The organism is Bacillus sp. FSL W8-0770 (genome assembly GCF_038008705.1).
GTDB classification, from domain to species: Bacteria; Bacillota; Bacilli; order Bacillales; family Bacillaceae_G; genus Bacillus_A; species Bacillus_A cereus.
Genome location: NZ_JBBOZR010000002.1, coordinates 493,773 through 507,666, shown reverse-complemented (window position 1 = coordinate 507,666; position 13,894 = coordinate 493,773). Strand labels below are relative to the sequence as shown.

Genomic DNA, 13,894 nt, shown 5'->3' with positions numbered 1-13,894 from the left:
TTATCAGCTCAATTTCACTTTTTCCTCTGTTGAACTACCTCCACTTTCACTTCGCTTAGAAGTGAGGGATTCCTAAGTAAAGAGTTCTATCGAACTCTAATTGATTAGGCTAACCCCGCAGTCCTTGCGGTTAGAAGCCTTATCGCTTCATTCTTTAGATTGATACTTGCGTTAATATCCCTATCATGGTTTGTACGACAAGAAGGACAGTCCCATTCACGTAGGTTTAGATTTTTAACGTCTTTATTTTGATATCCACAACAAGAACATAATTGGCTGGAAGCAAATGTTTTCGATACGACAATGACTTGTTTGCCATACCATTTTGCTTTGTATTCTAACATTGATCGAAATTGCGACCAAGATACCTCACTAATTGCTTTTGCTAACTTATGATTCTTTAACATATTCGATACTTGCAAATCCTCTATACCGATAACATCGTGGTTTTTGATGATTTCAGTTAAAATTTTGTCCAAGTAATCTTTTCTAGCATTTGATATGTATTCATGAATTCTAGCTACCTTTACTCGTTGTTTATTCCAGCGAGAAGATCCTTTCATTCTTCTAGAAAGAACACGCTGTGCTTTCGCCAACTTATCTTCTAATAATCGGAAAAACTTCGGATTTTCATAGTGTGTTCCATCTGACAAAATAGCGAAATCTTTTAGTCCTACATCTATTCCAATGTAAGAATGTGTTTTCGGAAGTTCTTGTATTTCTGTTTCAACTAATAGTGAAACAAAATATCTACCAGAAGGGTTCCGTCTAACTGTAACATTTACAATACGCCCCTCTACTTCGCGACTTTTGGCAAATCGAACAAGGCCTATTTTCGGCAACTTTATTTTGTTCCCTACAACGGCAATGTTTTCATTTGTTTGTTTTGTGGTATAAGATTGTACGTTGTTCTTCTTAGATTTAAAGCGCGGTGCGCTGTTTTGTTTTTTGAAAAAGCGCGTATAAGCATCCGCAAGGTTGCAAACAGACGACTGAATCGCAATACTATCCACTTCTTTGAGCCAAACAAGCTCTTTCTTCATGGCAGGTAGTTTGGCAGAGCATGTACTATAGGTCAAGCCTTTTCCTGTCTCTTTGTATGCGTGATCCCATAAGGATAGGAAATGATTGAATACAAAGCGAGAACACCCAATCGTTTTGTTGATTAGAATTGCTTGTGCTTGATTTGGATAGATACGAAACTTATAGGCTTTATTCATCATTATTTAATTCACCTCCATTTTGGTATATGACTATTATACACCAAACGTACATTCGACAGATAATGGAGTAACACTTTCTGTATGTTGAACAATTAAGATGGCTTCCATCCATCCCTTGTTCAAAGCCAATTCATCTCCCACCTACTCACTGGGCTGTGGCCCTTCACGCTCCTTGAGAAAGGAGTCTTCTTGGCTAAAATGATAAATTTTTTATATAAAGGACACACAATTAAATAAACATAACTACATATGATATATTGTATCCTCTCTTTTTAGATTGTATAGTCGTTACAAAAGGGCACTTTTCTAAGTGCTCTTCTAATTACTTACCAAATAGTGTTTTTTTTTAAATAATGACTACAGAACAATTGGACACATTCCCCAATTTATTTACCCCCAAATCCATGTTAAAATCCCTTTTGAGTACGACATAACTCCCCTCCCAGTAAAGCACTGTAACATTTCATTCAGGGCTTCTTTTTTCATCAAGCCATTAGTTAATTGCACTGACCACCTTGACGTACAAAGTGACGGTCTTGTTTAATTCATTTAATTTTATATATAATAATAATTAAATTCAATTGCACTATTAAAATTCCTAACAGTTATTATTATGGAATCGACAATTGCAATAACTTTACTTCTAACATAGTAATACTTCTCGCTTTTTAATACCTTGGAACGCATATTGGAGTTGCTTCAATTTATGATAATGATTTTGTTTCAAAATTACACCACCATTAAAAACATATATACAATATCTTGTGCAACTTTTTTATATAAATCTTGATCATTGACTACTTTGAAAACGCTTGTTTTATTTAAAAGCTACACAAAATTGAAAGAAATACACATACAATGTCGTGTATTCTTTTTCAATGCATGTTTAGATGAAAGAACACTCTCCAGGGTGCTCTTTCATTTTTAAAAAGATTTTGTTTAAAGTATAAAAATAAAAACATATTTAGTTAAACCACTCATATACTTTTATAGTGTTGTTATTGGCATCATGGAGTGCTCTTTAGGCACTCCTATTTTTATGCTTACTAAATAACTACTTTGTTAAAATGAACACTTTATATTTTATAATTAAAATTTATAGACATAAATACAACCTTTAATCATTTTCTTTAGAGTTATATCAATATAAAAAAGCAATGTATATTATCTTTTCTTTATGCAGAAGTAAGCAAAAAAACTTTATAAAAGAACACAAGTTTATATAAAGTAAGAACAAACGTCATTTTATTTTAGGTAGGAATTGCACTCCCATAGCAACGGCATTGACTTCAGCCGTATTTCAGAAAAGTCTATTCCTTTTATCACTTCAATCAAAAAAGCCACATTCTAACGCGTGACTATACAATAGAAGAATTTCCGTTTGTTTTACTAGAACATATTGAAGCGGTTTAGTATTGACTTAGAAGACAAAACAAGTTAGCTCAGCTGTCTTAAGACAAATTCGTTAGCTAATCAAAAGTAATGATTAACGAAGAAGTCCCCACTTCAAACAGTCCGCTAGGACATTAAGTGGCGGGTAGTTCACGGAAGCATTATCTATTCAAATGTCCATTTTATTCAACAAAAAGAAAGCACCTGCGCTAGTAGACTCTCTTAATATGATAAGTAGTTTTCAATAAGCATTGAAATAAAATAAGTTACAAACCTGTACTTCGATTCAATATATGCTTGTCCTTACCAAAAAGTGAAAACAAAAGAGCACACTCTTCCAATAAGTGCTCTCTCTTGAAAAAATATAGGGGAACATGTTGGAAACCGTTCAGTATCATTATATGATGATTCTCCCCAACTATAACTAATATATCCATTGAAAGCGTTTAATCTGTAGTTTTTATATAACAAAGAAAAAAGCATCCATTATGAATACTTTCCTTATCTATACCCGCACAACTCTTTAGACATACAAAACCTAAAAAGAGTCTTATGAAACACGTAATGTAATTTAGATATTTTGTTTAGCTGATTGAGATACCGTCTGTTTTCTTTTCTCTTTTTCGCACTTCAATTATAATCAGTTAATATGCATTCTGTCCTATTGTAATTGCATAAAGCTAAGAAATCCGAAAAGGCCTCAAGACTTTTTGAAAAAACGCTCTGAAGTCATATGATTTTTTCTTTTTTATTAGTAAAAGTCGGTTGTACCCCCACTCCCTATCGACTCAGAGGTAAGACATAAATATTCCTCATTCCCCTTAACTTTTACATATGTTTCATCAAATCTTCAGGAATTGCTTGTGCTTGATTTGGATAGATACGAAACTTATAGGCTTTATTCATTATCATTTGATTCACCTCCATTTCGTTGTATGACCATTACACATCGAACGTATGTTCGATGGATAGTGAAGTAACACTTTATGTATGACGAACAATTAAGATGGCTCCTTACCATCCCTTGTTCGAAGCCAATTCAACTCCCACCTACTCACTTCGCGTTCCTTGAGGAAGGAGTCTTCTTGGCTAAAATGATAAATCAATATTTGCTTACTTTATTTTTTGCATATAAAAGGTTAAGGAGTTGCATATATTCATCTTCTTGTCCAATATCAAATCGTTTCCCTTTAATCATTTTTCCATATACTTTTTTAGTCATAATTAAAGAATGTATTGCATCTGTTAATTGATATTCCCCCCCAACACCAGGTTGAAGATTTTTTAATAATGGAAAGATATCCGGTGTGAAAACATATCTACCTATTACTGCAAGATTAGATGGAGGATTTACTTTTGGTTTTTCAACAATATTTGTAACATCTATACAATCCCCTTTTACAATATTCCCTGCAATAATACCATACTTTTCTACATATTCATTTGGTACCCTATGAATGCCTATTACACTATTTTTCTTCTCTTTATAAATTTTAATTAACTGGCTTAAAGCGGTTTCTTTATCAGAAACTACAATATCATCTGGTAAAAGTACAGCAAAAGGTTCATTACCAATAAATGTTTCACCTAATTTTATCGCTTCACCAAGCCCTTTCGCATATGGCTGTCTTATATAATGAATTTGAATCTTAGGGACAGTAAGCTCTTTTAACAGATGCGATTTTTTCTCTTTTTCCAAAAAAGCTTCCAATTCTAATGATTGATCAAAGTAATCAACTATTAAATCCTTTCTGCTAGAAAGTACAATTAATATTTGCTCAACACCCGACTTCACAGCCTCTTCCACAATATAATGAATTGCCGGTTTATTACCTATAGGAAACATTTCTTTTGGAATTACCTTTGTAATTGGAAGGCTCCTAGTGCCATAACCAGCTGCTGGAATAATTGCTTTTTTAATCACTAATCTTCTCTCCTTCAATTGTTTATAACAATGTATTCAGCACCCTCTGTACCTGCGCATAATGAAATTAAAAGAGGCCTTTACCTTCTGCCTACTTTCATTGCTTATATGAATAGGCCCTTTTACTTGTCACCAATTTAACTTGTCCATCAATATACTGTTACAACTAGTACTAAGTTTAGAAAGGTGATTAGCATATGAAGATATGTATTATAGGCTCTGGTTATGTTGGTATTACATCAGCAGCAGTATTAGCAGACTTAGGTCATGATGTGATATGCGTAGATAAAGATCAAGATAAAATTTACTCTCTCCAAAAGGGAGAATGCCCCATTTATGAACCAGATTTAAAAGAACTTATTCATAAAAATCGAAAACGATTACAATTTAGTTGTGATATTGATAGCACTATTCGACAATCGCCCATTATTTTTATTGCTGTAGGGACTCCTTCTACATCAAGTGGAAAGACGGATTTAAAATATATCTATTCTGTTATCGATCTACTAGTTCCAGCTATAACATCATATAAAACTATTATTACCAAAAGTACAGTTCCACCGGGTACAAATCAGCAAATATGTGAAAAGCTTATTAAATCTGGTGTTTCATCATCCCTATTCAATATTGTTTCTAATCCTGAATTTCTTCGTGAAGGTTCTGCTGTTCGTGATATGCTCCACCCAGATAGAACTATTATAGGAACCCAAAAAGGTGACAAAAAGTCGTTAAAAATTATGCAGAATATATATAAAGGAATTAGTGCTCCTTTTGTTTGTACTGGTCTAAATGAAGCAGAGATGATTAAATATACATCCAATGCATTTTTAGCTACAAAAATATCATTTATAAATGAAATCGCTCGGATTTGTGATGCATATAACATTGACATTGTTGAGGTGGCAAAAGGAATTGGCCATGACTTTCGAATTAACCCTCATTTTCTTCAGGCGGGACTGGGATATGGAGGATCATGCTTCCCAAAAGATTTACATTCACTCATCTATACAGCAAGTGATAAACACGTAGCGGTTCCTATTTTACAAGCTGTACAATCCATTAACTCCACACAAATAGATCTCTATGTTGAAAAGATTCAAAAAGCTATAAAAAATCCCTTTTCAAAAAAAATAACGGTGTTAGGAATTGCATTTAAGCCAAATACGGATGATATTCGTAGCTCCCTTGCCGTAATACTTCTTGAAAAATTAATTCCTCATGGCTATGATCTACATGCTTATGACCCCAAAGCTCTTCTTCCTCCACATTTAAAAAGACAAGTTACACAGCATGATAACCTAGAAACTTCAATCACAAATTCCGATTGCATTATTATCGCAACGGAATGGGATGAATTTAAAACACTTAATTGGAAACAAGTCAAACAAGTTATGAAGGGACGCACAATCGTAGATGGACGCAATTGCATTGAAAAAGATGAAATAGAAAAATACGGATTACAATATATTGGAGTGGGTCGGTCATGAAAATACTTGTAACTGGAGCCGCTGGTTTCATTGGCTCACATTTGTGTCAAGCGTTACTTAAAAATAGTGCATATCATGTAGTTGGAATTGATCATTTCATCGGTCCTACTCCAGCCACTTTAAAGACAGATAATATACAATCTCTCGAATTGAATTCACGTTTTCAATTCATACAAGAAGATATTTTAAATATAGATTTATCAAAACTATTACAAGATATAGATGTTGTTTATCATCTAGCTGCTATTCCTGGTGTGAGAACAAGTTGGGGAAAAGATTTTCAGTCTTATGTTTCAAATAATATAATAGTTACACAGCAGTTGCTTGAATCCTGTAAACACATAAAATTAGATAAATTTATTCATATATCAACATCTTCTGTTTACGGTGAAAAATCTGGCGCAGTTTCTGAAGATTTATTACCTACCCCCCTATCTCCATACGGTGTTACCAAATTAAGTGGTGAACACTTATGTCATGTTTATCACAAAAATTTTCATATACCAATTGTTATTTTAAGATATTTCACAGTTTATGGGCCAAGACAACGTCCTGATATGGCATTTCATAGATTAATTAAACAACTTTTAGAAGATAAACCTCTCACAATATTTGGTAATGGAACACAAACACGCGATTTCACCTATATTGATGACTGTATACGAGGAACGGTGGCAGCTTTAGAGACCAAAAAAAGTATAATAGGTGAAGTTATCAATATCGGTGGAAAGGAACAGGCTTCCATTTTAGACATCATTTCTATTTTAGAAAAAATATCAGGGAAATCAGCAACCAAAAAATTTCTAAAATCAGTTCCTGGGGAACCGAAGCAAACATGGGCAGATATATCTAAGGCCAATACATTACTGCAATATTCTCCAACAGTTTCTCTATCCGATGGGTTGGAAGCAGAATTTCATTATATAAAACAACTATACAAAGGAGATTAGTTTATGAAAATTGCATATATTTGTACAGAAAAATTACCATCTCCAGCAATTAAAGGTGGAGCAATTCAAATGATGATTGATGGGGTGTCCCCCTATATAAGTCAAGATTATGAACTTACTATTTTCTCTATTTCAGATCCAAGTCTTCCAAATCAAAAAACACAAGATAATGTCAATTACGTGTATTTACCTCAAAAAGAATATGAACAGCATGTTATAAGAACACTCCAAACCAATGCCTTTGATATTATACATGTCTTTAATCGCCCTAAAAATATACCTCTATATAAACAAGCTTCCCCACACAGTAAATTTGTATTAGGTCTTCATAACGATATGTTTGCTGAGCATAAACTATCCATTTATGAAGGCAATCTTATTCTTGAAATGGTTACCGCCATTGTGACCGTTAGCAACTATATTAAACAAACTGTGATTGAAAGATTTCCACAAGCTGAAGAAAAGATTTCTATTGTTTACTCTGGTGTAAATTTAAAACAATCCCCCTCCATCTGGACACCAACAGGACAAAAGATAAGAAATGCATATCGTACAAAATACGGTATCCAAGATAAAAAGGTGATTTTATTTGTTGGTCGATTATGCAAAAATAAAGGACCTGACTTACTCATTCATGCTATGAAGAAAATTATTCAAACACATAAGGATACGGTACTTGTAATTGTTGGTGGTAAATGGTTTAGTGATAACCGAGTAAATAAATATGTTAAAAGACTATATAAAATGGCTAGGCCAATTAAAGAACACGTAATTTTCACCAAATTTATTCCTGCAGATCAAATTCATAATATTTTTCTAATGGGGGATATATTTATATGTAGCTCACAATGGAACGAACCATTGGCACGTGTTCATTATGAAGCAATGGCTGCTGGAATCCCAATTATTACAACAAACCGTGGGGGAAATGCTGAAGTTATAACAGATGAATATAACGGCTGCCTAATAGAACAGTATAATAATCCAATGGAGTTTGCCAGACTTGTCCACGCTTTGCTATCCCAACGAGAATTTGCACAATGGATTGCTGAAAACGGAAGAAAGGTTGTAGAAGAAAACTTTACATTTAAACATACAGCCACAAAACTTGATCAGGTATATAAACAAGTCGCTGAATCTACAAATCAACCTTCTAAAAACTTATTACGCCCTCTCAAAATTCAAATCATTTAAAATACCATTATTATCCACTTTGTTTAGGTCCACAAAATTTAAACATAGAGCTAAATAGAATTAAATATTTTTGATACAAATACAATTTTCTTTCCGTACAAAATTTTTTATAGGATAAACTCGATGGAGTAAAAATGCTACGCTAATCTTTTCCCCATTTCTTTAACCAGATGATTTAATATAACAAGGAAACAATTAAATACAAAATGACTAAAAATAATTGTTCTCGCAATTAAGATTTTTTATCCTTGATTCGGCCAAATGCAAATTTGTATACCTTATCGATTGATATGGATTGCCTCTCATTTCCTTGTGAAATTTCTCTACTATAAAATAAAAATATAGGCTAATGCCTACCTAGGGTCAATCCATTCCTATATTTAAAGGTTCACATTTTCACCTATTATATATGTAGAGAGCAAAAAACGCTTGGGGAAACCAAGCGTTTTTAAGTATCAATTATTTTATGCGTCTTCTTCTTCGCCCTCCTCGTCTTCTTCGTCTTCTTCGTCTTCTTCGTCTTCCTCGTCTTCTTCGTCTTCTTCGTCTTCTTCGTCTTCCTCGTCTTCCTCGTCTTCTTCGTCTTCTTCGTCTTCTTCGTCTTCTTCGTCTTCCTCGTCTTCCTCGTCTTCTTCGTCTTCTTCGTCTTCTTCGTCTTCTTCGTCTTCTTCGTCTTCTTCGTCTTCTTCGTCTTCTTCGTCTTCTTCGTCTTCTTCGTCTTCTTCGTCTTCTTCGTCTTCTTCGTCTTCTTCGTCTTCTTCCTCTTCTTCGTCTTCTTCGTCTTCTTCGTCTTCTTCGTCTTCTTCCTCTTCTTCGTCTTCTTCGTCTTCTTCGCCTTCGTCTTTTTCGTCCTCTTCTTCGTCTGTAAAAGTAATTTCTGTTTCATCAACATATTGAATTTCAACCTCTACACCATTATGCATGCCTGATTGTATTACATCAGCTAGAGATTTTAGAACTTCTTGTAAATCATCACCAGGATTAACACTAAAGCCATTCTCAACATCTAGTTTTATTTTTGCTCTTTTCACATCAGCCATTTACCTAACTCCTTTCATATAGATTTATATATACTATGTTGAAAGAGTATAAAAAGATTAATATATTTGCGGAAGTTTCATTAATCGTTCTCCTTAGCGTTATTTACCAATTTTGATACCCATGGACCTTTTAATGGATGATCAGGAGTAATAATAGTGACTTTTATTTTTGGCTTTTCTATTTGCGTTAAAACGATCTCATTTAATTCCTCACTTTGTTCTTCCAGCTCTATTACATCTTGAATCTCTTTATCTTGTACGTCATCAATCATTGTAGTTTTTGGTGGTAACTTCTCTTCTAAATCTAGCAATCCGATTTTGGGCAACTCCTCTAATTCCACTTCCTTAATAATCGCTAAATTCTCTAGCACCGAAGATTCATTTAGTACAATATTTTTTTGCTGCTCATACTCTGACAATTCCCATCCCATTGGCCCAGGTGGAGAAAATACAAATTTCTCTAAATCTAAAATAGGGATTACTATCTCTTCTTGTTCTGAACTCATTTTATTTCCCCCCACTATTGCTCTTGATTTCATGATAAATATCAGAAAAATTCCGTAAAAATTCTTCCTTAGAATCTTCAAGTGCAATAATATTTTGCAATGCCCAAATATACTTTTCGTCAGACCACGAACGCTTTTGTCCTAAATAGTATTTATGTGCAATTGAACAGAATAAGTGAGGAAACGATAAATCAGTCCAAAGAACACGAAATTGTTTTTCTGAAAAGGAATTTTCCGAATTATATGCACTCAACATATGAATAGCTAAATTAGTATCCCAAACTGACATTTTTTTCATTACTTTATTTAAAATAATACGTAGGTCCCTCACTGGTAAATCACTTGTAATAGAATGTAGCTCTTTCATAAACATAGCATCATCTATTTCTGTAAACCTCGCTAAGGTAAAATCTTGCTGACAAAAACTATTAGATGCAATAACTTCTTTTGTCCATTGGTCATAATATGGATCATTTAGTTCTTGTAATGCTTTCTTTCCACGTGCTAACATCTTATCAACATACTCTAAAAACATAGTTGAAAATACATCATCTGGAAAGGAAAGTGCAATTCTTTTGTTTCCTTCTAACTCTTGTAATTTCCATCTATACAATTTATGCCATTTTCCTAATCTACTCCGAATTTTACTTTCTTTCATCGGAATATATCCTTCCGATGCTTGATGGAATTTACCTGCATATATTAGTACCTTCTCTAATTGTTCTTTATTATAATAAATGACTTCTTTCCCTTGATGCTTATCATATAGTACATACGCATACTCATTAGATCCAATACAAAAGCCCCCTCTTTTTGTTTTATGAATTTTTGTAATTGGCAATCCATTTTGAAGGAGATGTAAATGTGCTCCAGCAATAAATAGCATCCTTTTAGGGTGCATTTGTGCTTGTTTTAATATTTTTAATCCTTCTTCTGTTTCAACTTCCCACATTGTTCTCCCACTTCTGCTTGATTGTAAAAAAATATTACTTATTTCAAATGGATAAAAGCTAAGGACCTTTTTTAAATGTTCACTCTCTAATCCAGTTGTTTCTTCCACCTTTAATCATCCCCTTCTTAAAATTTATAAGATTTCCCCATACACTTTCATTAAATCCTTAGCAACTCGGTTCCAATTAAATTCTTTTTCAACCTTACTACGTCCATATTTCCCTAACTGTTTTCTTTTATTTTCGTTATTTAAAAGATTAATTATCTTTTCTGCATATGCATCAGGGTTTTCAAAGTCATTGACAATATATCCATTTTTTCCTTCTTCAATTACTTCAGGATTACCACCTCGGTTACTCGTAATTATTGGTAAACCTGCTGCCATTGCTTCATAATGCACCCTAGCAAGGGGCTCTTGCCACTGTGAAGAGCAAACAAAAATATCTGACATAGCATAAAGTGTTGAAATATCCTTTGGCTTAACAAATTTAATAAAGACTACATGTTCTGGAAACATAGCGCCTAAGGTATATAAGTGTTTTACATAATTATTTACATTGTTATCTCCAAACCATTTTGAACCAATAAAAACCATTACAATGTCTGGATTTTCCTCAATTATTTTAGGAAGAGCTTGTAGCAAAATATGAGGACCTTTTACTTTACTCAAGCGTCCAACAAATAAAACTATTTTTTTATTTTGTAAATCCAACTGTTTTTGCACATGACTTTTAACTTTTGTTCCATTCACTGTCCACGAAGGATAGTACTCATTTACATCTACACCAGAATATACTGTTCTCGTCTTTGCTTTTGCAGCTTGAAAGCGCGAGGTAATTGTTCTTCCTATATAATCACTAACTGTTACAATTTTTGAAACAGCTGCAATACATGCTTCTCCCTCTTCATCACTTATCTTTTCATATGCAAACATTTCATTATGCACACTTAACACAAATTTCGTCTGTGGTGCTGCCTCACTTAAAATTGTAATCCAATTTGGACGATTGCATAAATGAACTACATCATATTTTTCCTGTTTCAAATGTTTAATAACATAATGGAGATATTCCTCTTCTGGAAACCGTATATACCTTACGCCTTTGTCTTTTTCTTCTGGTTTCAAATTTGGATCTGTTATAGAAATAACTGTCACATTTTTTCCATTTGAAGCAATAATGGAAGCAACAGAATCTATATAAATTTGAATAGCTCCACCTCGTACAGCTGGTACAGGTAGCTTTTCAGTCGAAATTATGGCTATTTTCATTAAAACGCCTCCCTGTTTCATAAAAATACAACCTTCTTCATATGTTACGAAAAAAACTTTGTGTTTGTGATTTATCGACCATTTTTTCATCCTTTATTATGAAAATTAGTCAATAGTACTTTTTCTCCTTAAAGGCAAATGGCTAGAACAAAAATGGTCATGTACCATACAGTAATAAGAGAGCATAAAAGGATGGTGATATATGTGGAGAATAACAATGAAGAAGCGGTGTATACATTATCGCCCGAAGAGGAACAAAAACTAGTAGAATTGGCAGCGACAATGATCCAGCATTGGGATATTCAAGCAACTACAATCGAATTAATACAAGGTGGACAACTGGCCTTAGTATGGAAAATTCAAACTGCAGATGGACCTTTTTGCTTAAAGAGAATTCATCGCCCCGAAAAAAAAGCTCTATTTTCCATTCACGCTCAAGATTATCTAGCCAACAAAGGCATGCGTGTTCCAAGCATAATTCCAAGCAAATTGAATCAGTTGTATACAAAGCACGGTCCATTTTTATTTGTTGTTTATGATTGGATTGAGGGAAGACCATTTGAGCTTACAATGCAAGAAGATCTTGAAATGATTATGAAAGGGTTAGCAGATTTCCATGTAGCCTCTATTGGCTATAAGCCCCCACCAGGAATACCTATATTTACCAAACTAGGACGTTGGCCCAATCATTACATTAAAAGATTTCAACAGATGGAGATTTGGAAAACTTTATCTGCAACTATGCCAGATGATCCATTTTCACAGCTATACTTGGCCGAAATTGATACGTTTATTTTAGAAGCAAAACAAACGCACCAAAGACTATTGGAATCCGAATATACTAAATGGACTGATGAATTACAAACATCCCCAAATTTATGTCATCAAGATTATGGAACAGGAAATTCCTTATTAGACCCAAGTAATCAAATTTGGGTAATTGATTTAGATACGGTTTCTTACGATTTACCTATTCGAGACTTGCGTAAAATGATTATTCCTCTATTAGATACAACTGGTGTTTGGAATGAAAACCAATTTAAAATTATGATTAACGCATATGAGTCAGTTTCTCCTTTAACAGCTGAGCAGAAGAAAATTATGTTTATTGATATGTTATTTCCATACGAATTGTATGATGTAATTCGCGAAAGATATGTTAGAAAGTCGCCTTTACTTGCTGATGAACTTGCTGGGGCTATGGAATATGAAAAGATTAAGTCAAAAGCTTTAAATATATTAATAGAGGAACTTTAATACGCAATACTAAGAGTTCTAGTGTAAAAATTACCATTATTATTAATAAAGAAAATAGTTTTGTTGCATGCATCATTTTATAGTGACATAGAACTTATAAAGACGGTTCTGGTGCAAAAAGAAAATAAAGCGCATAGATTCCTAACGTTGTTCTTAACTCTTTCGGAAGAACAATCCACCCTAATTCATCTATTCTTCGTTTAACACCTGTTGACTTCATGTTAATATTTTTAGTTACTACTCACATATGAACAAGCGGATTAAATGATGTTTTTCCGGTATCATCTGCATGCAATACTACAATTAAGCCTTTGTGTAACACATGGAACCAAATCACGCTATAAAGCATTAGCGGACATTAAAAACGGCGAAAATGACTAAAATTATATAGATTTTTGGGTACACAAATGATTTTTGACCGCACGCTTCTCGTTTTTTGATTTCACAATGTCCTATAAGTATCATTAGCGGACATCATAACACTCAAAATCGGTCTTTTATATCCACTAATATATGAAATGAATATTCGCTAATACTTAATGTAAGTTTTGGTTCCGTTGCTACACAGACAACTATATCCTATCTAATGACTGTGGTTGCAATATCAAACACTAAAATCAAAACATCTTTTTATATCGTTTTAAGGATTTTATTTCCTCGTATTCCCTCATTCTCTTGTAAAATGTCGCTTTCTTCATAC

11 protein-coding genes and 2 pseudogenes are annotated in these 13,894 nt (G+C 33.4%); 5 read left to right on the top strand and 8 right to left on the bottom strand.

Going from position 1 to position 13,894, the window contains the following annotated elements:
- Positions 1 to 104 precede the first annotated feature (104 nt).
- Positions 105 to 1,223, bottom strand: a complete 1,119-nt coding sequence (tnpB, locus tag NST27_RS29140; protein ID WP_000981130.1) for an IS200/IS605 family element RNA-guided endonuclease TnpB — start codon at positions 1,221 to 1,223, stop codon at positions 105 to 107.
- Between the two features lie 1,258 nt (positions 1,224 to 2,481).
- On the opposite strand from tnpB, the pseudogene NST27_RS29135 reads away from it, so the two are divergent.
- Positions 2,482 to 2,633, top strand: a pseudogene (locus NST27_RS29135) (DNA repair protein); the annotation flags it as partial.
- A gap of 810 nt (positions 2,634 to 3,443) precedes the next feature.
- Here the strand turns inward: NST27_RS29135 and NST27_RS29130 are convergent.
- Together NST27_RS29130 and NST27_RS29125 are read right to left on the bottom strand one after the other, a co-directional pair.
- Entirely contained in the window at positions 3,444 to 3,527 is an 84-nt protein-coding gene (locus NST27_RS29130; RefSeq protein WP_323755007.1) for a helix-turn-helix domain-containing protein, read from the bottom strand.
- 190 nt (positions 3,528 to 3,717) lie between these two features.
- Positions 3,718 to 4,539 carry a UTP--glucose-1-phosphate uridylyltransferase gene (locus NST27_RS29125; protein ID WP_000591181.1) on the bottom strand — a complete coding sequence of 274 codons (822 nt, stop codon included), beginning with the start codon at positions 4,537 to 4,539 and terminating at the stop codon, positions 3,718 to 3,720.
- A 197-nt stretch (positions 4,540 to 4,736) separates the two neighbouring features.
- Between NST27_RS29125 and NST27_RS29120 the strand changes: the two genes are divergently transcribed.
- From NST27_RS29120 to NST27_RS29110, 3 genes are read left to right on the top strand one after another with little or no spacing between them, the layout of a single operon-like run.
- Positions 4,737 to 6,026: a UDP-glucose dehydrogenase family protein gene (locus NST27_RS29120; RefSeq protein ID WP_000686564.1), complete on the top strand. Its 1,290-nt coding sequence runs from the start codon at positions 4,737 to 4,739 to the stop codon at positions 6,024 to 6,026.
- Positions 6,023 to 6,976, top strand: a complete 954-nt coding sequence (locus NST27_RS29115; protein ID WP_000699349.1) for an NAD-dependent epimerase/dehydratase family protein — start codon at positions 6,023 to 6,025, stop codon at positions 6,974 to 6,976. The genes NST27_RS29120 and NST27_RS29115 overlap by 4 nt, the downstream gene beginning before the upstream one ends.
- Before the next feature lie 3 nt (positions 6,977 to 6,979).
- Positions 6,980 to 8,170 carry a glycosyltransferase family 4 protein gene (locus NST27_RS29110; RefSeq protein WP_000686383.1) on the top strand — a complete coding sequence of 397 codons (1,191 nt, stop codon included), beginning with the start codon at positions 6,980 to 6,982 and terminating at the stop codon, positions 8,168 to 8,170.
- Between the two features lie 464 nt (positions 8,171 to 8,634).
- Here the strand turns inward: NST27_RS29110 and NST27_RS29105 are convergent, their stop codons facing one another.
- From NST27_RS29105 to NST27_RS29090, 4 genes are all read right to left on the bottom strand, one after another.
- On the bottom strand, positions 8,635 to 9,210 hold the full coding sequence (locus NST27_RS29105) for an AAA family ATPase (RefSeq protein ID WP_341035320.1): 576 nt from the start codon (positions 9,208 to 9,210) through the stop codon (positions 8,635 to 8,637).
- A gap of 80 nt (positions 9,211 to 9,290) precedes the next feature.
- Complete coding sequence (locus tag NST27_RS29100) at positions 9,291 to 9,716, bottom strand: hypothetical protein (protein WP_000093658.1); 426 nt, start codon at positions 9,714 to 9,716, stop codon at positions 9,291 to 9,293.
- 1 nt (position 9,717) lies between these two features.
- Complete coding sequence (cotS, locus tag NST27_RS29095) at positions 9,718 to 10,776, bottom strand: spore coat putative kinase CotS (RefSeq protein ID WP_000393190.1); 1,059 nt, start codon at positions 10,774 to 10,776, stop codon at positions 9,718 to 9,720.
- Between the two features lie 24 nt (positions 10,777 to 10,800).
- Positions 10,801 to 11,937, bottom strand: coding sequence for a glycosyltransferase family 4 protein (locus NST27_RS29090; protein ID WP_001988301.1), 1,137 nt, complete (start codon positions 11,935 to 11,937; stop codon positions 10,801 to 10,803).
- Between the two features lie 153 nt (positions 11,938 to 12,090).
- Here NST27_RS29090 and NST27_RS29085 point away from each other — a divergent pair, with 153 nt between their 5' ends.
- Entirely contained in the window at positions 12,091 to 13,194 is a 1,104-nt protein-coding gene (locus tag NST27_RS29085; RefSeq protein WP_033689774.1) for a CotS family spore coat protein, read from the top strand.
- A 136-nt stretch (positions 13,195 to 13,330) separates the two neighbouring features.
- Here NST27_RS29085 and NST27_RS29080 read toward each other — a convergent pair.
- Positions 13,331 to 13,414: pseudogene (locus NST27_RS29080) on the bottom strand (sporulation protein); the annotation flags it as partial.
- Positions 13,415 to 13,894: the final 480 nt, after the last annotated feature.